This window comes from Streptomyces sp. NPDC002055 (genome assembly GCF_040296705.1).
In the GTDB taxonomy this organism is placed as follows: Bacteria; Actinomycetota; Actinomycetes; order Streptomycetales; family Streptomycetaceae; genus Streptomyces.
Map to the genome: position 1 here is coordinate 50,212 of NZ_JBEOXS010000037.1, position 20,983 is coordinate 71,194.

Below are 20,983 nucleotides of genomic sequence, written 5' to 3' on the forward strand. Positions count from 1 at the left end.
TGGGAGTACTGTGCCGTACTAATTGTACGGCTGCTGGGTGCGGGGGTGCGGACGCGGGGCTGCTCCGCGTGGAAGTCCCCAGCTCGGCGTCATGGAGGGACCGCCCTTGCTCAGCTACGGATGCACCTTTGTCGGTCGGCCCGAAGAGATGCGTAGGGCTCGCAACTGGACTCGCGACGTGCTGGTCGGCAGTCCTCAGGTGGACGACGCTGCCCTGATCGTGACGGAGCTCGGTGCGAACGCCCTGTTACACACGAAGAGCGGTACCGGCACCTTCCACGTGACGATCGTCGTCAATCGGGAGCGCATCGCCATCTCGGTGACCGACTCCGGTGGGGCGGGAGCCGTGCCTCGCGTCGAACGCCCATCAAAGGGGGACACGCACGGGCGGGGACTCGGCATGGTCACCGCCCTGGCGGACCGCGTCGAGATCGACGGTGATCATCGCGGTCATACGGTCACGGCACACCTGATCCGGACACCGGTGCGCCGAGCTCCTGCGTGGTGACACCGGACAGGGTGGGCCTGCGATGCGAGTTGCGGACCGGGCAGGGGCACCGGTGCGAAGCTGTGGCCCAGAAATCGCCCGGGCCTCGTGGACCGCTTAGCGTGGTGGCAGCGACGTACGTCATGCAGGCCGCCGGGCTGCTGTTGCCCGAGGTGAGTGCGGGGCCGGGTCTGTGTCGATCGGGAAGACGAGGATGGGCTGGTCATGGATGTGACACTGCGGCTCGCGCAGCAGCCGGAGGCCGATGAGTTGCTCGGCCGCAGCCCGCTGGCCGCGCTGGTGGGCATGCTGCTCGACCAGCAGGTGCCGATGGAGTGGGCCTTCTCCGGGCCGTACACGATCGCCCAGCGTATGGGCGGTGACGACCTGGACGCGGAGGCGATCGCGGCGTACGACCCCGAGGCGTTCGCCGCGCTGCTGTCGGAGAAGCCCGCCGTGCACCGTTACCCGGGCTCGATGGCCAAGCGGGTGCAGCAGCTCTGCCAGTTCCTGGTCGAGCACTACGACGGTGACCCGAGCGCGGTGTGGCGCGGCGTCGGGAGCGGCAAGGAGCTGCTGGGGCGGCTGAACGCGTTGCCCGGCTATGGCAAGCAGAAGTCGCAGATCTTCCTGGCCCTGCTGGGCAAGCAGCTCGGTGTGACGCCCGAGGGCTGGCGGGAGGCGGCGGGCTCGTACGGGGACGAGGGCTCGTACCGTTCGGTGGCCGACATCACCGGACCCGAGTCGCTGGACAAGGTGCGCGCCTACAAGCAGGAGGCCAAGCGGGCCGCCAAGGCCGCCAAGACGGCCAAGTCCGCGGGGGCCTGAGGCCGAGCCGGTCGGCGGAGGCGGCGTCCGCCTTCCGCCCACCGGCGTGGCGCCCCACTGGCCTGCCATCCCACCGGCCTATCCCACCGGCCCGGCGCCCTACGGCCTGCCATCCCACCGGCGCGGCGCCCCACGGCCTGCCATCCCACCGGCCCGGCCCACCCACCCGGCACCCGGGGTGACGGTGGCGGAGAGGGCCGGGTCGGCGGGGTGAACGGCCGCTTCAGCAGGCGTAGTGCACCTCCAGGCCGGTGCCGTCCGGAGCCACCTCGGGGCGGAGGACCAGGGCGTCGTCGTAGTCGCCGCCGTTCTGGGTGCGGTACGGGATGGGGGGCGTGTCCTCGATGGCCGTCAGCCGCTCCCTGAGCAGGGCCGCGGCCTCGGCGTAGGCCTCCGGGGAGACGCGCTCGGCGCCGTACACCGCGACCGGGGGCAGCACCGTCATGCCGGTGTACCAGAGCGTGCCGTGCAGCAACGGGAACAGCACCTGGTCCAGTTGGCCGTGGACGCCGCGCGGGCCGAACGGCGCCTCCGGGCTGCCCACGGTGACGACGACCAGGGCGCGCTTCCCCGCGAGCCCGCCCTCCCCGTACCGGAGGTTGCGGCCCGGGCGCCGGGGATCGGGGACGCCGTAGGCGAAGCCCTTGACGAAGACCCGGTCGAACCAGCCCTTGAGGATGGCCGGCGTGGAGTACCACCAGAGCGGGAACTGCAGGACGACCGTGTCCGCCCAGGCGAGTTTCTCCTGCTCGGCCCGGATGTCGGGGCTGAGGGTGCCGGTGTGGTGGGCCTGCCGGGAGGCCGTGCCGATGATCAGCCGCTCCTCCGGGGCGTGGCGGGGGTAGTCGTCCCGGTCGACGGTCGCCTTCCACCCCATCGCGTAGAGGTCGGACATCCGGCAGGCGTGGCCTGCCTCGGTGAGGGTGCGGACGCCTTCGTCGCGGAGTGAGCCGCTGAGGGACCGCTGTTCCGGGTGGGCGAACACCCACAGGACGTTCACGGGAAACGCTCCTTCCGGTTCGTGCCGACTGCCGACTGCCGACTGCCGACTGCCGACTGCCGGTTGCCGTTTCGTGCCGGCCGTTTCGTGCCGGCCGGTTCGTGGTGCGGTGGCTCGTGGCGCCGTGGGGCTGTCGGGACCCGCGTCCGAGCCGTGGCCCGGGCGCCGGGGCGACGCCGCGTCGTTTTTCGGCGCCACAGGAACAGCATGTGCGGCGGGTCCGTCCGCAACGAGTGGCTGGATGGCCAGGGTGTGAAAGAATCGCGCCATGCGTGGTTCTGTGCACTCCGGCTCCGCGGGTCCGGGACGGCACCGGGTCGTGGTGCTCGTCCGGCACGGTGTGATGCCGATGGAGCTGGGGCTGGTGCACCAGCTGTTCGGTTCGGCGCGGGCGCCGGGCGGGGGAGAGCGGCTGTACGAGGTCGTGACCTGCGCACTCGTCCCGGGGGAGATCAGGACGGACGCCGATTTCCCTGTCCGGGTGGAGCACGGGCCGGAGCTGCTGGGCACCGCGGACACGGTGATCGTTCCGGCGTCGCACGAGGAGGACGGGGCCGCGAGCGAGGTCCGGCTGAGCCGACCGCTGGCCGAGGCGTTCTCCCGGATCCGGCCCGGCACCCGGACCGCCTCGATCTGCACCGGAGCCTTCGTGCTGGCCGCCGCCGGACTGCTCGACGGGCGCCCGGCGACCACCCACTGGAAGTCCGCCGACCGGTTCCGGGAGCTGTACCCGGCGGTGGAGCTCGATCCGGACGTGCTCTACACCGACGACGGCGATGTCCTCACCTCCGCCGGCGAGGCCTCGGGCATCGATCTCTGTCTCCATATGATCCGGCGCGATCACGGCGCCGCGGTGGCCAACGAGGTCGCCCGCAGTACGGTCGTCCCGCCGCACCGGGACGGTGGCCAGGCCCAGTTCATCCAGCGGCCGGTGCCCGAGACGCGGCGGTCCTCCACCGGTACGGCGCGCGCCTGGGCGCTGCGCCGGCTCGACCGGCCGCTCTCCCTGCGGGAGTTGGCCGCGCAGGAGTCGATGAGCGTCCGGACGTTCAGCCGCCGCTTCCGGGAGGAGGTCGGCATCACCCCGGTGCAGTGGCTGACCCAGCGGCGTCTCGAACGGGCCCGGCAGCTACTGGAGGAGACCGATCTGCCGGTGGACCGGGTCGCGACGGACGCCGGGTTCGGTACGGGGGCGTCGCTGCGCCAGCACTTCCAGGCCGCGTTGGGGGTGTCGCCGAGCGCCTACCGGAGCACGTTCCGCGGCGCGGGGGCTCCGGCGGCCGGCGATCCGCCCCCGCCCGGCCGGGAGTCCCCGTCCGCTCGCGGTGCGGGTGCGGGCGTCAGCGCGGACCGGTGAACATCGCGGCCATGGCGGTCAGGGCGCCGGGCGCGACGCGGTAGTACATCCAGGTGCCCCGGCGTTCGGCGGTGAGCAGCCCGGCCTCGCGCAGCTTCTTCAGGTGGTGCGAGACGGTCGGCTGCGACACCCCGACGTCCTGGATGTCGCAGACGCAGGCCTCCCCGCCCTCGTGCGACGCCACGCGGGAGAACAGGCGCAGACGCACCGGGTCCGCGAGCGCCTTGAACATCGCGGCCATGGCCTCCGCGTCCTTCTCGGACAGATCCGGGGAGGTCAGCGGGGGGCAGCAGGGCGCCGGAAGCCCGGTGGCCGTCGCCTCCATCAATTTAGGCATACATCTATATTGACTCCCGTCGAAGGTGGTGCCAAGGGGGTGTGGTGGGCGTTCGACGTGCGCTGTCGGTTCCGTGGGACACCATGGCCCCGGGAGGTGGTGACGCATGGCGCGGCGCAGGAAGCCGGCCGGCGGGGTACGGCGGCCCGAGGTGCGGCTGCCGCCGCTGCGGCCGTTCACGGGCGACGGCCCGGAGCCGGAGGGGGACTACGACGGGCTGGCGTTCGCGGATCTCGACCTCGGCGGTGGGGACGGGGGCGCGGCGCGGTTCATGGACTGCGGGATGTACCGCTGCGGGCTGGACGGGGCCCGGCTGTCCGGCGCGCGGTTCGTCGACTGCGTGCTGGACGAGGTGCGGGGCGTCGGGACGGATCTGTCCGGCGCGCTGCTGCGGGATGTGGAGCTCACCGAGGCGCGGCTCGGCGGCACACAGCTGCACGGCGCTGCTCTGGAGCGGGTCCTGATCCGGGGCGGCAAGATCGACTACCTGAACCTGCGGACGGCGTCCCTGAAGGACGTGGTGTTCGAGGGCTGTGTGCTGATCGAGGCCGACTTCGGGCAGGCGCGCCTGGAGCGGGTGGAGTTCCGGGACTGCACGCTGCGGGCGGTCGACTTCCACGGCGCGGAGCTGAGCGAGGTCGATCTGCGTGCGGTGACGGAGCTGGACATCGCGCGCGGGGTGGAGCGGCTGGCGGGCGCCGTGATCAGCCCGGCTCAACTGCTCGATCTGGCACCGGCGTTCGCGGCACAGATCGGCGTGCGGGTGGAGAGCCCGGGGGAGTGATGCGGGCCCGTTCAGGGCCCGTCCGGGAGCGCGGGGGCGGTCGACGGGAGCCGGCGGGTCCGGGAGCGACGGGAGTCGGCGCCGGCGCCTGTGTCGGTGGGTGCCGGGGGCGGTGGTAGTCGGCGTCGGCGGGTGCCGGGGGCGGTGGGAGCCGCGGTCTGCGGGGGTGTGCCGCGGCGCTCGGCCATGGCGGTGGATCAAGGGCTGTGCGTGGCGGTGGGACGTTGCCGCGGCGTGGCCCGTGACGGTGGGCGTGGCGCAGCCGGTGTCAGACGCGGCGGAAGCGGGCCTGGAGGTCCCAGACGGCGGGGTTGTCGCCGAGGCCGTCGTGCATGTCGGTGAGGTCGGCGATCAGGTCGTGCAGGAAGTCGCGGGCCTCGCGGCGCAGCGCGGCGTGGTTGAAGGTCAGCGGGGGCTCGTCGGCGGGCATCCAGTCGGCGGTGACGTCCACCCAGCCGAACCGCCGCTCGAAGCACATCCGGTCGGCGGACTCGGTGAAGTCGAGCTCGGCGTACTGGGCGCGGTGCGAACGGCTGCCCCGGGGGTCGCGGTCGAGCTGCTCGACGATGTCGCACAGGGCCCAGGCGAAGTCGAGCACCGGCACCCATCCCCAGGCTGTGGACAGCTCCCGGTCGGCCTTGGTGTCGGCGAGGTAGACGTCTCCGCAGAACAGGTCGTGCCGCAGGGCGCGGACGTCCGCCGTGCGGTAGTCCGTCTGCGGCGGGTCCGGGAAGCGGCGGGAGAGCGAATAGCCGAGGTCGATCACCCATCGATGGTGTCACGACCGGAGGCACCGGTCTCCCGCCGCCTCTCGGCCGGGACGCCGCGCCCGGCGGGGCGGCCCGGACCGGCGGCGGCCCGGACCGGCGGGGGCCGGGTGGCCTCGCGTCGGAGGCCGCGCCCGCGCCGGAGCCCGCGCCCGCGCCGGAGCCCAAGGCCTGCGCCGGGCCGCGGGCCGGATCGGCGCCCGCGGGCCCGATCAGCGTCGGCGGGCCCGATCGGTCTCGGCGCGGCCGGACCGGCGGGCCGGATCCGCTGCCCGGACCGGCATCGAAGCCCGGCCTGCCCGTCGGGAGCCCGGCCCGGACCGCATCGGCGGCCAGGACTGGTATGCCGGCCCGGCGTCGGCGAAGCGCCTCAGTGCCCGCGGGCGATCCACTCGTCCAGGTGCGGCGCCTCGTCACCGATGGTGGTGGAGTCGCCGTGTCCGGTCCGGACGACCGTCTCCGGCGGCAGCGCCAGCAGCCGCTCCCGGATCGATTCGACGATCGTCGGGAACGACGAGAACGACCGGCCGGTGGCGCCCGGGCCGCCCTGGAAGAGGGTGTCGCCGGAGAAGACGGTGTCCAGCTCCGGGGCGTAGAGGCAGACCGCGCCGGGGCTGTGCCCGGGGGTGTGCAGGACGTGCAGCTCGGCGGTGCCCACGTTCAGCACCTCGCCGTCGGCCAGCGCGGCGTCCGGCCGGAGGTCCGGGTGCCGCATCCGCCACAGCTCGTCGTCGTCCGGGTGCAGCAGGATCGGCGCGCCCGCCCGTTCGGCGACCTCCGGGGCGGCGTCGATGTGGTCGTCGTGGCCGTGCGTGCAGATGATGCCGAGCAGCCGGCGGTCGCCGACGGCGGTGAGGATCGCGTCCGCGTCGTGCGCCGCGTCGATGACGTAGACCTCGCTGTCGTCGCCGACCAGCCAGACGTTGTTGTCGACCTCCCAGGTGCCGCCGTCGAGGGAGAAGGTGCCGGAGGTGACGAGCCGGTCGACCCGGACCGAGGAGTGGACCGTCATCAGAAGACCACCACCGAACGCAGCACGTCCCCGCGGTGCATCTTCGCGAACGCCTCCTCGATGTCGTCCAGCCCGATGGTCTCCGAGACGAACGCGTCGAGGTCGAGCCGCCCCTGGAGGTACAGGTCGATCAGCACGGGGAAGTCGCGGGACGGCAGACAGTCGCCGTACCAGGACGACTTCAGCGCGCCGCCGCGCCCGAAGACGTCGAGCAGCGGCAGCTCCAGCCGCATCTCGGGGGTGGGCACGCCGACGAGGACGACCGTTCCGGCCAGGTCGCGGGCGTAGAAGGCCTGCTGGTAGGTCTCCGGGCGGCCGACCGCGTCGATGACGACGTCCGCGCCGAAGCCGCCGGTCAGCTCCTGGACGCCCTTGACCACGTCGGCCGTGCGGGCGTCGACGGTGTGCGTGGCGCCCAGGGAACGGGCCAGCTCCAGCTTCCGCTCGTCCAGGTCCACCGCGATGATCTTCGAGGCTCCGGCGAGCCGGGCCCCGGCGACGGCCGCGTTGCCGACGCCGCCGCAGCCGATCACCGCGACCGAGTCGCCGCGGCCCACGTTGCCGGTGTTGATGGCCGCGCCGAGGCCCGCCATCACGCCGCAGCCGAGCAGCCCCGCCGCGGCCGGGCTCGCCGACGGGTCGACCTTGGTGCACTGTCCGGCGGCGACCAGTGTCTTCTCGGCGAAGGCGCCGATGCCGAGGGCCGGGGAGAGCGCCGTGCCGTCCTTCAGCGTCATCGGCTTGCGGGCGTTGTGGGTGTCGAAGCAGTACCAGGGGCGGCCGCGCTTGCAGGCCCGGCACTCGCCGCACACCGCACGCCAGTTGAGGATCACGAAGTCGCCGGGGGCCACGTCGGTCACGCCGTCACCGACGGACTCCACCACGCCCGCCGCCTCGTGTCCGAGCAGGAACGGGAACTCGTCGTTGATGCCGCCCTCCCGGTAGTGCAGGTCGGTGTGGCACACCCCGCAGGCCTGCACCTTCACCACCGCCTCGCCCGGGCCGGGGTCCGGGATCACGATCGTCTCGACCCGGACCGGCTCGCCCTTGCCGGGAGCAACCACACCGCGCACGTGTTGTGTCATGCCTGGCAGCGTAATTGCGTGGGCGGCCGGAACAGAACGGCCGCACCGGGGCGAAGCGATCAGCACCGGGGCGGAGCGGCCCAGCGCCGGGGACAGGCCTCCTTCGCGGAAGGGACGCCGCACCACCGAAGCGGGCGCACCACCAGAGCGGACGCACCACCGAAGCTGACGCACCTGCGCCACGGGCCGCACCGTCGCGTACGGTGCGGCCCGCGTCCTCCCGCCGAGTCACCCGCCGCACGGGCGGGCGGCCCTGCGCGGAGGGCTACTTGACGTTGATCGCGGTCCAGGCGGCGGCGACCGCCTTGTACTCGGTGCTCGTCGTCCCGTACAGGTCACCCGCCGCCCGCAGGGTCGCCTTGCGGGCGCCCTTGTAGTTGGTGGTGGACGTCATGTACGTGGTCAGGGCCGTGTACCAGATCTGCTCGGCCTTGGCCCGGCCGATGCCCCGCACCGTGGAGCCGTCGTAGGTCGGGCTGTCGTAGCGCACGCCGCCCACGGTCTTGGCGCCGCTGCCCTCGGACAGCAGGTAGTAGAAGTGGTTGGCCGGGCCGGACGAGTAGTGGACGTCCTCGTCGCCGATGCCCGGGAACCAGTAGTCCTCCGAGGCGCCGTCCTTGCTCGGCTCGTCCTGGTAGCGCAGCGGAGTGCCGTTGCCTCTGATGTCGATCTTCTCGCCGATGAGGTAGTCGCCCGGGTCCGCGGGGTTCTTCGCGTAGAACTCCGTGGAGGTGGCGAAGATGTCGGAGGTCGCCTCGTTGAGGCCGCCCGACTCGCCGCTGTAGTTGAGCCCGGCGGTGTTGGAGGTGACGCCGTGGCTCATCTCGTGCGCGGCGACGTCCAGCGAGGTCAGCGGGTTCGCGTTGTCGTCGCCGTCCCCGTAGGTCATGCAGAAGCAGTCGTCGTCCCAGAAGGCGTTGACGTAGCCGTCGCCGTAGTGGACGCGGGAGTACGAGCCGGCGCCGTCGTCCTTGATGCCGTTGCGGCCCAGCACGTTCTTGTAGAAGTCCCAGGTGGTGGCGGCGCCGTAGTGGGCGTCGACGGCGGCGCTCTGCCGCCCGCCGCCCCAGACGTCGTCGGCGTCCTTGAAGAGGCTGCCGGTCCCGAAGGTGCCCTGCCTCAGGTCGTTGGTGCGGTGCCCGCCGCGGGCGGTGTCCCGGAGCTCGTACGAGCCGCCGCTCCTCCGGGTGCCGAGGGTGACCCGGCCGCTGTAGCCGCCGGTACCGGTGCCGGTCTCGATCCGCTCGTCCGCGAAGAGGCGCTTGCCGGTCGTCGCGTCGGTGATGACGTGCAGCTTGCTCGGGGTGCCGTCGTGCTGCCGGCCGGTGACCACGGTCTCCCAGGCCAGCACGGGCTTGCCGGAGGCCGCCCAGATCACCTTGCGGGGAGCCGCGTCGGCCGCGGTCTTCGTGGTGCCGTCGGCGGCGGCCTCGAGAGCCGTCTTCTTCGCAGCGGAGGCGGGGAGTTCCGCGTCGGTGTCCGCCATGGATATCGCGGTCCGGGCCGCCTTGGTGACGCTCCGGGCGCCGTCCTTCGTCTCGTGGACCACGAGGTCGCCGCCGAGGACCGGCAGCCCGTCGAAGGTGCGCTCGTAGCGGGTGTGCACCGTGCCGTTCGCGTCCTTGATCACATCGCGGACGAGGAGCTTCTCCTTGCCGCCGAGGCCCAGCGCGTCGGCCTGGGCCGAGGCGTCGGCCTGCGCGGCCTTGATCGCGGAAGCGCGCTGCGATCCGGACAGCGCAGGCGCTGTGGCTCCGGACGCGCGGTCGGGCTGGGCGTTCGCCGTGCCCGTCGGGACGCCGACGGCGACCATGGCGGCCGAGGCCACCAGGGCCGCGGCGCGAAGCGCGTGCTTCCGGGGAGAGTTGGGCGTGCGTCTCACTCGGTCTCCTTGAAGGAGGGCCGCCGGCAGTGCGGCCCGTTCGTGGGGGCGGACCGCCCTGGGTGGGACGGCCCGGCGAAACAGGAGTGCGGGTGCGGTGCTGAGTGATGCCGAGGAACGGCCCTTCCCTACAGATGCGCAGGGGAGGGCCGGCCCGTCCGCGGAGGCGAACGAGCCGAGCTGAGCGTGCCATTGGTTGATTCTTTTTGACAGGTAAGCAACACAGATTTGACCTGACGTTCTCCATTTACGTCAGGACATGTTCGTTATACGAGCCGAACTGAGCTGATGCAGGCTGAAATCCGGGCATTTGTCCGGGCGGGGAGAGTGGTGCGAGGGGAGAGGGCGTCGCGGGGGCGCCGGAATGCGAAGTTCCGCGCGGGTGAAGGGAGTTGAGGCGCACCGATACACCGGCGCACCGGCGGCGTCGGTGAGTCGGCGCACCGGTGCGGTGGACCGCAGGGGAAAGTGCGGGGCCCGTCCCCGAAGCGAGCCGGCGGCGCCGGGTGCTCAGCGCTCCGTGAGCCGCTTCCGCAGAACCAGGCACGGGCGGTGCAGCCGCCGGTCCTCGCGGTGGTCGATGATCTCGTAGCCCAGCGCGGCCCAGAAGGCCAGCGCCCGGGGGTTGCTCTCCAGCACGGCCAGCCGTACGCCGTCCGCGCCGCCGGCCCGGAGCCGTTCCTCCACCAGTCCGGCCAGCTCCCGTCCGTACCCGGTGCGCTGCTCCTGGCCGTGCACCATCAGCAGGCCGATCCACGGGTCGGGGTCGTCGGGGTCCGGGTGCTCGGCCAGGGTGATGGCCACGCCGAGCAGCCGGTGGCCCTCGCGGGCGAGCAGCACCTCGGAGGAAGGGTGCGCCAGCTCCTCGGCGAGGCTCGCGGCCACCTGCTCGGGCCGGATGTCCTCCGGGTCGGGGAAGTCGCCGCTGATCCGCTGGAAGACGGGGTCGGAGCGGTAGAGCGTGGTCAGCTCGTCGAGCAGTGGCGCGGGCAGCCCGTGGGGCCCGAGCGGCCCGTGGACCCCGTCGTCGGTGACCGTGAGCGGTTCGAGGATCATGCGCGGCACGCTAACGCGACGGCCCCCGGTCGGCGAGGATCCGGGGGCCGACGGCAGGTCAGCGGACGAGCGTGCGTCAGACGTTGACGCCGAAGTCCTGGGCGATGCCCGCCAGGCCGGAGGCGTAGCCCTGGCCCACCGCGCGGAACTTCCACTCCGCGCCGCTGCGGTAGAGCTCGCCGAAGACCATGGCCGTCTCGGTGGCCGCGTCCTCGCTCAGGTCGTAGCGGGCGACCTCGGCGCCGCCGGCCTGGTTGACGATGCGGATGTAGGCGTTGCGCACCTGGCCGAAGTTCTGGCTGCGGCTCTCGGCGTCGTAGATCGAGACCGGGAAGACGATCTTGTCGACGTCGGCGGGGAGGCCCGCCAGGTTGACGTTGATCGCCTCGTCGTCGCCCGCGCCCTCGCCGGTGCGGTTGTCACCGGTGTGCACGATGGTCTGGTCCGGGGTGGACTTGTTGTTGAAGAAGACGAAGTGGCCGTCGGAGACGACCTTCCCGCCGGGGTTGACCGCGATCGCGCTCGCGTCGAGGTCGAAGTCCGTGCCGGTGGTGGTGCGGACGTCCCAACCGAGGCCGACCGTGACGGCGGTGAGGCCGGGCGCCTCCTTGGTGAGCGAGACGTTGCCGCCCTTGGACAGGCTTACAGCCATGGGGATGTCCCTTTCCTCGTCAGTGTGTCGGGCTTCGTGCCGGTGACGAAGCTACCGTCACCCTTCATAACGCGGCGAGGTCGGCACAGGGTTCCGGATCGCTTTACTTTCTTTACCCGGAATCCGTATCGGGCCCCCCGCGGGGCCCCTCCGCCGGGCGCCGGGGCGGGACGGGCCGGGCGGCGCCGGGAAAAGAGGTGACGCGGCGGCCCCGAGCCTGGATCATGGGACACATGTCCGGGCCCTACGTCATCCGTGGCTCGGTCTCCCTGCCGGAGGCCGAGCTCATGTGGCGTTTCTCCCGCTCGTCCGGCCCCGGCGGCCAGCACGTCAACACCAGCGACAGCCGGGTCGAGCTCCGCTTCGACCTGGCGCGGACCGACTCGCTGCCCCAGGTCTGGAAGGACCGGGCGCTGGAGCGGCTCGCCGGGCGGCTCACGGACGGCGTCGTGTCCGTACGGGCCGCCGAGCACCGCTCCCAGTGGCGCAACCGGGAGACCGCGGCCGTCCGGCTGGCGGCGCTGCTCGCCGAGGCGACCGCGCCCCCGCCGCGCCCCCGGCGCAAGACGCGGGTGCCGCGCGGCATCAACGAGCGCCGGCTGCGGGAGAAGAAGCAGCGCGGTGACACGAAGCGGGGCCGCTCCGGCCGGGACTGGTGATCCGGCCGGGACCGGTGACCGCTGGTGATCCGGCCGCGACTGGTGACCGCAGCGCCCGCCCGCGCCCGGCCCCGGTGAGCCCGCCCTACCCCAGGTGGCGGTAGCGCCCCCGGAAGTAGAGCAGCGGCCCGCCCTCCGCGCTCGGCGTGCGGGCGGTCAGCACCCGGCCGATCACCAGTGTGTGGTCGCCCGCCGGCACGCGCTGCTCCGTCCGGCACTCCAGGACGGCCAGTGCCCCGTCGACGAGCGGCGCGCCGGCGACCTCGCCGCGCTCGTGCGGGAGGTCGCCGAAGAGCAGCCGGTCGCTGATCCGGCCCTTCATCGCGAACCGTCCGGCGATCTGACGCTGGCTCTCGGACAGGACGGAGACCGCCCACAGCGGCTGCCGCTCCAGCAGGTCGTCCATGCGGGAATCGTTGCGAACGCTCACCATCACGAGCGGCGGATCGAGGGACACCGACAGGAACGAGGTCGCCGTCATGCCGACGTCCTCGCCGCTCGGTCCGTCCTCCGGATCGAACGCGGTCACCAGCACCACGCCCGCGCCCAGCCGGGACATGGCGGCACGGAATACGTCGTCACTCACCCCATCAGCATGGGGGATGGTCTCGGCGCGAGGGGAAGGGGTCTGCTGCAACACGCCAGGAACGCTATCCGGCGCCGGATCCGGTCCGCATCGGCCCCGGGGCCCAGGCGGGACCTAGGTCCGATGGCCGAGACCGCCCGGAAGGGTGTCATCCGTTTCCGAATTTGCGTTCAATAAGTGTCAGAAGTGCTCCCGACCCTCTACCTCAACCGTTCATCATGTGCTGTGACTTGAGTCACAGCTGGCAGGAATTGTTGACCCTGTGTACCGGGTGAACAGCTCGCTGTGATTCAGTGACCGTGGTAATCGGACGACTAGGACTCTGGAGTTGTGTCAGGTCTCGGGGGGTGCGAGCGATGGAAACCGAGTCGGAGCCTTACGTCCGGCTTGCGACGCTGCGCCAGCTCCACCATGTCGTCGCGGACCTCAACACCGCCCGCAGCCTGGCGGACACCCTGCAGACCGTCGCCAACGGCATCATCAACGGCCTGGGGTACGGACTTTCGGCCGTGAACCTGGTCCGCCCCGACGGTGACCTCGTCGTCGCCGCCGTCGCGGGCGACTCCGGCGCCGAGGCACTGATGGCCGGCCGGGTCGGCGCCCGGAACGCCTGGGAGCGCTGGCTCACCATGGGCGAGCAGTGGGGCGAACTCCGCTTCATCCCGCACACCGAGGGCTGGGTGCTGGACGACGACGACATACCGCAGTGGCGCAGCGACGGCCCCCAGCCCCGGTTCGTCGACGAGTGGCACCCCATGGACCGGCTGCTCGCGCCCATGTACTCCTCCGGCGAGGAGCTGCTCGGGGTCATATCCGTCGACCAGCCGCGCAACGGCCGCAGGCCCGGCCCCTGGGGCCGCGAAGCCCTCCAGATGTACGCCTTCCAGGCCGCCATCGCCATCAGCAACGCCCGGCTGCGCGCCAACATGCAGCGCGCCCTCGTCCGGCTCGAACGCGAGCAGCAGGCCCTCCGCGCCAGCGAGGAAAGCTTCCGCCAGGCCTTCGAGTACGCCCCCAGCGGCATGGCCATCGCCGAGATGGGCGGCGACCAGCACGGCCGGCTGCTCCGCACCAACGACGCCCTCTGCCGCCTCCTGGGCCGCCCGGCCTCCGCGATGCGCCGCTACTCCTTCTCCGACCTGGTGCACCCCGAGGACATCGGGACGCTGCTGCGCACGTCCGCCGAGGGCGGCCGCGCCGAACTCCGGCTGGCCCGGCGCGACGGCACGTACGTCTGGGTCTCGCTGCGGAACTCCGTGGTCGCCGACGCCGCCGACGGGCCGCGCTTCCTGCTCACCCACGTCGAGGACATCGAGGAGCGCAAGCGCCACGAGCTCCAGCTCGCGCACCGCGCCAGCCACGACTCGCTCACCGGGCTGCCCAACAGCGCCGAGCTGCGCTCCCGGCTCGGCGCCCGGCTGTGCACCCGGCCGCCGTCCCCGTACGGGGCGAGCAGCGCGACCCTCGACGCGGCCGGCGGGGTGTACGGCGGCGCGGCCTACGGGGGCGACCCGGACGGGGTGGAGACCGACGAGCACGGCTTCCGGGCGGACGCCTTCGACGCCCCGTTCGGCGGCCCGCCGCCCGCCTCGTACGACCACCATGTGCACACCGTCGCCCCGGACCCGGACACCGACGACGGCTCCAAGGGGCTCGCGGTCCTCTTCTGCGACCTCGACGGGTTCAAGTCGATCAACGACCGCTTCGGGCACCACACCGGTGACGCGGTGCTGATCGAGGTCGCTCGCCGGCTCACCAACGGTGTCCGGGACGGCGACACGGTGGCCCGGCTCGGCGGCGACGAGTTCGTCGTCCTGGCCGACGGCCTCGGCCGCGCGGACGCCCAGGACCTGGCGGTCCGGCTGCGCAACGCGATCATCCCGCCGATCCGGGTCGACGGCCGGGCGGTCCGGGTCGGCGCCAGCATCGGGATCTCCTGGGCGGGGTGCGGCATGTCCGCGGAAGAGGTCCTGGCCTCGGCGGACCAGCGGATGTACGTGGAGAAGCGGTCCCGGGCCAAGCAGCACCGGCGGGCGGGCTGAGACGCGGGCTCCCCGCGAGTCCGGCGCCGGGGTGTCACCGGACCGGTACGGGGCGGAGGGAAGTCTTCCGCCCGGCCTCCGGGCGCCGCCGGGCCCCGCCCCGAGCCGGGGGCCGCGGCGGGGTGAGACGCGTCTCACCGGGGCGTCCGCGGAGCATGGCGGACCCGGCACCGGGCAGGCGTAGCCGTGCCGTGCGCTGCCCGCACCCCGTGCCGCAGGAGTGAACGCCCGAGCGGGTGAGCGGGTAGGCTCGGGCGTCGGCGGTGCCGCCGCTGGAACGCCGGCAGTGAAGCCATCGTGAACATTGGCCATCCGGACAGCACAGACTCTGTCGGGGCCGCCCCGGCCTTGATAGGAGCTGTCAGGGCGCATCTGATCAAGAGCGCCGGTGGTCCGAGAACCAGTTGGGGAGTGACAGGGGATGACGGCCGGCAACAACGGCGCGAGCACGCCTGAGAACGACGATCCGTTCGGCTATCTGTACCGCTCGGAGGGCGGCGACGGTGCCACGGACGACGCGGGTGCGGCTCCCCGGACCGGCGGCTACGGCTACCCCGGCCCGACCGGCCAGCCCGGTGTGCCCCGCACCTCGTACAACCAGGTCTCCCGCGTCGGCGAGCGCCAGTACGGCCAGCGGCAGGCACCCCCGCAGGCGCCCGGCCAGCCGTACGGCCAGCAGCAGCCGAACGCGCACTACGCGGCCCCCGAGACCCTCTCCGGCGGCGCGCCACGCCGGTCCGGACCGCAGGGTCAGGGCGGCGGCCGCGGCCCCAACATCAAGGGCCTGCTCGTCGGCGCGATCGCGGTCGTCGCGGTGGTGGTCGTGGGCATCGGTGTCGCGATGCTCACCAACAGCAAGGACGACGAGAAGAAGAGCGAGGCCGGGGACTCCGCGCCCGGCGACTCCGGCGTCGACAAGGTGAAGCCCGAGAAGCCCTCGGGCAAGGGGCCGAAGAAGTTCGCCTCGGACCAGCGGGACGGCGCCTCGCTGCGGCTGGGCGGCACGGCCGCGGTCGGCCGCGAGATCCCCAACGCCCAGTCCAAGAGCGGCGCCTACGTCAAGATGGAGCGCCCCGGCGACACCGTCACGTACACCGTGGACGTCCCGAAGGCCGGCCAGTACACGCTGTTCACCGGCTACGGGGTCCCGGGCAAGGACACCGACGCCACGCTGACGGTGAACAGCCAGCCCCGGTCCCAGCCGCTCAAGCTGAAGAACTACACCGGCGCCAAGGAAGGCCAGTGGGAGCGCGGCTGGACCAAGCGGTACGACTGGCTGCAGCTCAACAAGGGCACCAACACCATCGAGTTCTCCTGCGGGCCGAACGACAAGTGCAACTTCAACCTGGATTACGTGCAGTTGAAGTCGGGCCAGGTCCAGGACTGACCCGCACGCTTCCCCAACGCGCCCTCGGGGCCCGCCGCTTTCCCTGCGGCGGGCCCCGAGCGCGTATGCGGCCGGGTGGCGGGGGCCTCGGGTGCCCGGTCCGGTTGCGCGACCCGGCTTACGCGCCCGGTCCGGTTGTGCGTCCCGGCCTACGCGCCCGGTTGCCGCGCCGGGCGCTGGTCCGCCTCGCCGCCCGCTGTCGCTGCCGTCGCTGCTGTCTCCGTCCCGGTGGGCCCGGACCCGGACCCGGCCCCGTCGGGCGTCAGGAGCCGCAGGAAGGCCGCCACCGTTCCGGCCATCGCGTCCCGTGCCGGACGCAGGTAGCGGCGCGGGTCGACCACGGACGCGTCCGACTCCAGGGAGCCGCGCAGCGAGCCGGTGAACGCGGTGTTGAGCGCCGTCCCGACGTTGATCTTGACCATGCCGGCGGCGACGGCCCGGCGGAGCTCGTCGTCCGGGACGCCCGAGGAGCCGTGCAGCACCAGCGGGACCGGCACGGCGTCCCGGAGGCGGGCGATCAGCGCGTGGTCCAGGACGGCGGTCCGCTCCGTCATCGCGTGCGTGCTGCCGACCGCCACGGCCAGGGCGTCCACGCCCGTCTCCGCGACGTACGCCGCCGCCTCGGCCGGATCGGTCCGGACGCCGGGGGTGTGGGCGTCCAGCGGCGGTTCACCGGCCTTGCCGCCCACTCTGCCGAGCTCGGCCTCCACCCAGATGCCCCGCTCGTGGCCCCAACGCACCGCCTCCGCCGTGGCCTTGACGTTGTCCGCGTAGCTCAGCTTCGAGGCGTCGACCATCACCGAGCCGAAGCCCGCGGAGTGCGCCGCGTGCAGCAGTTCCGGGGAGACCACATGGTCGAGGTGGAGGGCGAGTTCGGCGGTGGAGGCCCGGGCGACGGCCGCCGCAGCGGCCGCGATCGGGGCCGGGCGGCCGCCGTGGAACCGCACGGCGTTCTCCGACACCTGGAGCACCGCGGGGACGCCGGCCGCCTCCGCGCCCGCGGCGATCGCCTCCGCGTGCTCCAGGGTGATCACGTTGAACGCGCCCAGGGCGTGGCCCGCGGCCCGCGCCCGCATGACGAGTTCGCCCGTACCGACGAGTGGCATTGCGTCCCCAATCCCGGGCCGGTCCGGCCCGATGTGCCGGGCCGGATCAGCCCGGTCGCCGAATACCGCACCTCCGGACACCGCACTTTTGGGCACCGCACCCTTGGAGGCCGCGCCTTTGGACGCGGGACGTCCGGTCATCGGGCCTCCGGACAGCGGAGGTCCGCTCACCGCGCCGCCGGACACCGGAGGTTCGGACACCCCGCCCCGGGCCGGACCGGGGACGTGCCCACCCGCGTCGGCCCGTCACGCTGCCGCCGCCCCGTCCGACACCTCGACCCGCGGCAGCAGATCCTCGTACGCGGCACGGTCGAACTCGCCCGCGACCGGGGCCAGGACGGTCGCCGCCGACAGCGCCACCGCCCGCGCCACCCGCTCCGGCCACGGCAGCCCCGCCACCAGGCCGGAGAGCAGGCCCGCGACGGCCGAGTCGCCGGCGCCCGTCGGATTGCCGCGGACCGGGCGCGGCGGCGCCGCCTGCCAGGTGCCGTCCGCCGTCACCAGGAGCATGCCCGCCGCGCCCAGGGACGCCGCGACCGCGCGGGCTCCCCGGCGGCGGGCGTCGTGCGCGGCGCGCAGCGGCTCGGTGGAGCCGGTGAGGCCGGTCAGTTCGTCCACGTTCGGCTTGACCAGGTCCGGCCGGGCGGCGATGCCCCGGCGCAGCGGCTCGCCGCTGGTGTCCAGCAGCACCGGGACGCCGGCCGCCTGGGCCTCCCGGACGAGCTGCGCGTAGGCGCCGACCGGCAGTCCCGGCGGCAGGCTGCCGCAGAGCGCGACGGCCTCGGCGTCGCCGAGGAGCCGGGCGTAGGTGGCGCGGAAGGCGTCCCACTCGGACCGGTCGATCGTCGGCCCGGCCTCGTTGAGCTGCGTGGTCTCCCCGGACGAGACGTCCACGACGCCGACGGTCCGGCGGCTCGCCCCGGCGGTCGGGGTCAGCGCGTCGACGACCGTTCCCGGTCCGTGGTCCTCCGCCAGCAGCCGCCGCAGCACCGCGCCCGTGGGCCCTCCGGCGAAGCCCGCGACGACCGACCGGTGCCCGAGCGCCGCGAGCACCCGGGCGACGTTCAGCCCCTTGCCGCCCGCCCGCTCCGACACCTCCGCCACCCGGTGCGTGGCCGAGGCCCGCAGCCGCGGTACGCGGTAGGTGATGTCGAGGGCGGCGTTCAGCGTGACCGTGAGGATCAACGGTCCCCTCCCGTAGTGCGCGCGGCTGCCGATGACCGGCGCAGGCGGACAAGTGCGCGAGCGATCATGCCAAAACAGCGACGGTTGGCCCAGACCTCCCGCGGACCTCCACAGGCCAACCACGGGAAGCCTCAGCCCAGTTCGGGTGAAACCACCCAATCTCCCTTGCGCATCACTCCGACCAGCGCGAACTCCCCGTCCAGGACCACCAGATCGGCGTCCTTGCCCGGCTCCAGGGAGCCCACCCGGCCGTCCAGCCCCAGCAGCCGCGCGGGGGTCGCCGAGACCGCCGCCACGGCCTGCTCGACCGGCAGCCCGTCGACCGTCACCGCCCGCCGGAACGCGGTGTCCAGGGTGAGCGTGGAGCCCGCGATCGAACCGCCCTGCACCAGCCGGGCGACCCCGTCCCTGACCTCCACCTCCATCGGGCCGAGCGGATACCGGCCGTCGCCCATCCCGGCGGCGCCCATGGCGTCCGTGATGAAGGCGACCCGGCCCGCGGCCCCGCGGAGGGCGAGCCCCAGCACGGACGGGTGCAGATGCACCCCGTCGTTGATCAGCTCGACGGTGACCCGCTCGTCCTCCAGCAGCGCGGCGACCGGGCCGGGCGTCCGGTGACCGAGGCCCGGCATCGCGTTGAACAGGTGCGTCGCCACGCTCGCGCCGGCCTCCACGGCCCGGCGCGTGGCCTCGTACGACCCGTCGGTGTGGCCGACGGCCGCGATGACGCCCTGGTCGGCGAGGAGCCGTACGGACTCCAGCCCGCCGGGGAGCTCCGGCGCCAGGGTCATCATGCGGGCCGTGCCCCGCGCGGCGTCGACGAGCTTGCGGACGTCCGCCGGGTCCGGGTCGCGCAGCAGCGACGGCTCGTGGGCGCCGCAGCGGTTCCGGGCGATGAACGGCCCCTCGAAGTGCAGCCCCGCGAGGTCGCCCTGCTCCACGAGCTCGGAGAGGGCGGACGCCTGATGCGCCAGGTCGTCGAGATCGCCGGTGACGGTCGACGCGAGCATCGTCGTGGTGCCGTGGCGGCGGTGGGTGCCGGCCGCGGTGAGCGCTTCCTCGGCCGTCCCGGCGGAGAAGGAGGCGCCACCGCCGCCGTGCACGTGGATGTCGACGAAGCCGGGGACGATCCAGTGGTCGGGGGGGAGGGGGTATTCGGTGTACGCGTCGTACGCGGTGCGCTCGGGGTGTTCGGGGTGCGTGGGGGGCTCGGCGGTGTGCTCGGCCGCGGGCCTCGTGGGGCGGGGGGTGGAAGGGGGTTCGCCTCGGGCCCGGTCCGGGTGGTCCGGGTGGTCCGGGTGGGGGCGGGCGTCGGGGCGGGCGTCTGTGCGGGCCGGGGCGTCTGTGCGGGCCGGCGCTTGCGTGCGGGCCGGCGCTTCGGTGCCGGTGATGGTGCGGCCGTCGACCGTGATCCGACCGCCCTCGACGACACCGGTCGGCAGCACCACGCGGGCGCCGGTGAGAACCTTGCGAGCCACCATCAGGCGGTTACCTCCGCGGTGAGAAGGTCCCAGGCGAGCAGACCTGCGCCCAGGCATCCGGCGGTGTCCCCGAGGGCCGCCGGAACGATGTGGGGGACGTGCTGGAAGGTGAGCCGGGCCTCGACCGCCGCGCGCAGCGGGGCGAACAGCGTCCGCCCGGCCCGCGCCAGGCCGCCGCCGATGATCAGTGTGCGGGGGTCCAGCAGGCTGACGGCGGTGACGAGGCCGTCGGCGAGGGCGTCGACCGCCGTGTTCCACACGTCTGCGGCACGGGGGTCACCCGATTCGACGGCCTTGACGCAGTCCGCCGCGTCCGCCGACGGGTCGTCACTGGCCTCGGCCCAGGCGCGGGAGACCGCGGTCGCGGAGGCGAGCGTCTCCAGGCAGCCCCGTCGGCCGCAGCCGCAGCGCCGGCCGCCGGGGCGGACGACGACATGGCCGAGCTCACCCGCCCGGCCGTGCGTGCCGGTCTCGATCCGGCCGCCTATGCCGATGGCTGCCGCGATGCCGGTGCCGAGCGGTACGAAGAGGAACCGGTCGGCGTCCCGGCCGGCGCCGAGGCGGCCCTCGGCGAGGCCGCCGGTCCTTACGTCGTGGGCGAGGGCTACGGGGGTGGGGGCTTCGTGGGGGCCGGGGCTGGGGCTCGGGCCGGGGCTGGGGCTGGGGCTCGGGCCGGGGCTGGGGCTGGGGCTCGGGCTCGGGCCGGTGGTGGGGGTGCGGGGGGCGGTGGTCGAGCGGGGTGCGGCCGGGGTCGACAGCCGTTCGGTGAGGAGGGCGCGCAGCGGGACGTCGCGCCAGCCCAGGTTGGCGGAGTAGCGCGCGATGCCGCCGGGCTCGTCGACCAGGCCGGGGACGGCGACCCCGGCGGCGGAGGCGGGCTCCCCGTACTGGTCGAGGCCGACGTCCCGCAGGTGCGTCGTGAAGTCGAGGATCGACGCGACGACGGAGTCCGGGCCGCGGTCGCGGCCGGTGGGCCGACGGTCCTCGTGCAGGGGTGTGCCGTCCGCGGCCACGAGGGCGGCCTTGATGACGGTGCCTCCCACATCGAGGGCGATGACGTGTCTCACGGGGCCAGTGTCCCGCGCGACGGGGGGAGAGGTCTAGTCCACTGTGGGGTTGTCGTGGGGGCGCGTGGTCGCCGTGCGGCGCGCGCCTGGGGGTTTGCGGTTCGTTGGTGCGGGTCTTGTTTGTTGGGTGCGGGTGGTCGTGGGTTTCGGGGGTGGGGGCTCCGGGGTGGGGGGTTCCGGAACGTATATTTACGGCCCTGGGGGCCACAAATACACCGAACTT

Annotated in this window: 19 protein-coding genes and 1 pseudogene; 7 read left to right on the forward strand and 13 right to left on the reverse strand. The window is 73.4% G+C overall.

All coding sequences use genetic code 11. The features are described 5' to 3' along the window. Positions 1-148: 148 nt before the first annotated feature. Both ABT112_RS22760 and ABT112_RS22765 read left to right on the forward strand, forming a co-directional pair. Positions 149-508: an ATP-binding protein gene (locus ABT112_RS22760; RefSeq protein ID WP_502975414.1), complete on the forward strand. Its 360-nt coding sequence runs from the start codon at positions 149-151 to the stop codon at positions 506-508. Between the two features lie 204 nt (positions 509-712). Beyond that, positions 713-1,315 carry an HhH-GPD-type base excision DNA repair protein gene (locus ABT112_RS22765; RefSeq protein ID WP_351512327.1) on the forward strand — a complete coding sequence of 201 codons (603 nt, stop codon included), beginning with the start codon at positions 713-715 and terminating at the stop codon, positions 1,313-1,315. Positions 1,316-1,538: 223 nt separating this feature from the next. On the opposite strand, the gene ABT112_RS22770 is transcribed toward ABT112_RS22765, so the two are convergent. After that, the gene (locus tag ABT112_RS22770) at positions 1,539-2,315 is read right to left on the reverse strand and encodes an NAD(P)H-dependent oxidoreductase (RefSeq protein WP_351512329.1); all 777 of its coding nucleotides are present in this window, start codon (positions 2,313-2,315) and stop codon (positions 1,539-1,541) included. A gap of 268 nt (positions 2,316-2,583) precedes the next feature. On the opposite strand from ABT112_RS22770, the gene ABT112_RS22775 reads away from it, so the two are divergent. Then, the gene (locus ABT112_RS22775) at positions 2,584-3,672 is read left to right on the forward strand and encodes a GlxA family transcriptional regulator (RefSeq protein WP_351512331.1); all 1,089 of its coding nucleotides are present in this window, start codon (positions 2,584-2,586) and stop codon (positions 3,670-3,672) included. Here the strand turns inward: ABT112_RS22775 and ABT112_RS22780 are convergent. Continuing rightward, positions 3,656-4,009: an ArsR/SmtB family transcription factor gene (locus ABT112_RS22780; protein WP_351512333.1), complete on the reverse strand. Its 354-nt coding sequence runs from the start codon at positions 4,007-4,009 to the stop codon at positions 3,656-3,658. The two genes, ABT112_RS22775 and ABT112_RS22780, sit on opposite strands and share 17 nt — an antisense overlap. 106 nt (positions 4,010-4,115) lie before the next feature. Here ABT112_RS22780 and ABT112_RS22785 point away from each other — a divergent pair, with 106 nt between their 5' ends. Continuing rightward, entirely contained in the window at positions 4,116-4,793 is a 678-nt protein-coding gene (locus ABT112_RS22785; protein ID WP_351512335.1) for a pentapeptide repeat-containing protein, read from the forward strand. 268 nt (positions 4,794-5,061) lie between these two features. On the opposite strand, the gene ABT112_RS22790 is transcribed toward ABT112_RS22785, so the two are convergent. From ABT112_RS22790 to ABT112_RS22815, 6 genes are all read right to left on the reverse strand, one after another. Beyond that, entirely contained in the window at positions 5,062-5,559 is a 498-nt protein-coding gene (locus ABT112_RS22790) for a hypothetical protein (protein WP_351512337.1), read from the reverse strand. Positions 5,560-5,930: 371 nt separating this feature from the next. Beyond that, positions 5,931-6,572, reverse strand: coding sequence for an MBL fold metallo-hydrolase (locus ABT112_RS22795; RefSeq protein WP_351512339.1), 642 nt, complete (start codon positions 6,570-6,572; stop codon positions 5,931-5,933). After that, positions 6,572-7,657: an S-(hydroxymethyl)mycothiol dehydrogenase gene (locus ABT112_RS22800; protein ID WP_351512340.1), complete on the reverse strand. Its 1,086-nt coding sequence runs from the start codon at positions 7,655-7,657 to the stop codon at positions 6,572-6,574. Before ABT112_RS22800 ends, ABT112_RS22795 begins: the two co-directional genes overlap by 1 nt. A gap of 265 nt (positions 7,658-7,922) precedes the next feature. After that, the gene (locus tag ABT112_RS22805; protein WP_502975415.1) at positions 7,923-9,470 is read right to left on the reverse strand and encodes a M4 family metallopeptidase; all 1,548 of its coding nucleotides are present in this window, start codon (positions 9,468-9,470) and stop codon (positions 7,923-7,925) included. 579 nt (positions 9,471-10,049) lie between these two features. Further along, positions 10,050-10,595 (reverse strand): GNAT family N-acetyltransferase, encoded by a 546-nt coding sequence (locus ABT112_RS22810; protein ID WP_351512344.1) that lies wholly within the window; start codon positions 10,593-10,595, stop codon positions 10,050-10,052. Positions 10,596-10,671: 76 nt separating this feature from the next. Then, positions 10,672-11,247, reverse strand: coding sequence for a TerD family protein (locus tag ABT112_RS22815; protein WP_351512346.1), 576 nt, complete (start codon positions 11,245-11,247; stop codon positions 10,672-10,674). A gap of 233 nt (positions 11,248-11,480) precedes the next feature. Here ABT112_RS22815 and arfB point away from each other — a divergent pair, with 233 nt between their 5' ends. Further along, on the forward strand, positions 11,481-11,906 hold the full coding sequence (gene arfB / locus ABT112_RS22820; RefSeq protein WP_351512347.1) for an alternative ribosome rescue aminoacyl-tRNA hydrolase ArfB: 426 nt from the start codon (positions 11,481-11,483) through the stop codon (positions 11,904-11,906). An 85-nt stretch (positions 11,907-11,991) separates the two neighbouring features. On the opposite strand, the gene ABT112_RS22825 is transcribed toward arfB, so the two are convergent. Beyond that, positions 11,992-12,546 (reverse strand): flavin reductase family protein, encoded by a 555-nt coding sequence (locus ABT112_RS22825; RefSeq protein WP_351512349.1) that lies wholly within the window; start codon positions 12,544-12,546, stop codon positions 11,992-11,994. A 302-nt stretch (positions 12,547-12,848) separates the two neighbouring features. Here ABT112_RS22825 and cdgB point away from each other — a divergent pair, with 302 nt between their 5' ends. Both cdgB and ABT112_RS22835 read left to right on the forward strand, forming a co-directional pair. Further along, positions 12,849-14,534 (forward strand): diguanylate cyclase CdgB, encoded by a 1,686-nt coding sequence (cdgB, locus tag ABT112_RS22830; RefSeq protein WP_351512351.1) that lies wholly within the window; start codon positions 12,849-12,851, stop codon positions 14,532-14,534. Positions 14,535-14,955: 421 nt separating this feature from the next. Beyond that, a complete protein-coding gene (locus ABT112_RS22835; protein WP_351512353.1) occupies positions 14,956-15,921 on the forward strand; it encodes a carbohydrate-binding protein in 966 nt (321 codons plus the stop codon). Between the two features lie 263 nt (positions 15,922-16,184). Here ABT112_RS22835 and ABT112_RS22840 read toward each other — a convergent pair. The 4 genes and pseudogenes from ABT112_RS22840 to ABT112_RS22855 all read right to left on the reverse strand — a co-directional run. After that, positions 16,185-17,027 (reverse strand): annotated as a pseudogene (locus ABT112_RS22840) (class II fructose-bisphosphate aldolase); the annotation flags it as partial. Between the two features lie 246 nt (positions 17,028-17,273). Then, a complete protein-coding gene (locus ABT112_RS22845) occupies positions 17,274-18,212 on the reverse strand; it encodes a 1-phosphofructokinase family hexose kinase (RefSeq protein WP_351512355.1) in 939 nt (312 codons plus the stop codon). A gap of 131 nt (positions 18,213-18,343) precedes the next feature. Continuing rightward, the gene (gene nagA / locus ABT112_RS22850; protein WP_351512357.1) at positions 18,344-19,693 is read right to left on the reverse strand and encodes an N-acetylglucosamine-6-phosphate deacetylase; all 1,350 of its coding nucleotides are present in this window, start codon (positions 19,691-19,693) and stop codon (positions 18,344-18,346) included. Continuing rightward, positions 19,693-20,760 carry an ROK family protein gene (locus ABT112_RS22855; protein WP_351512358.1) on the reverse strand — a complete coding sequence of 356 codons (1,068 nt, stop codon included), beginning with the start codon at positions 20,758-20,760 and terminating at the stop codon, positions 19,693-19,695. The genes nagA and ABT112_RS22855 overlap by 1 nt, the downstream gene beginning before the upstream one ends. Positions 20,761-20,983 lie beyond the last annotated feature (223 nt).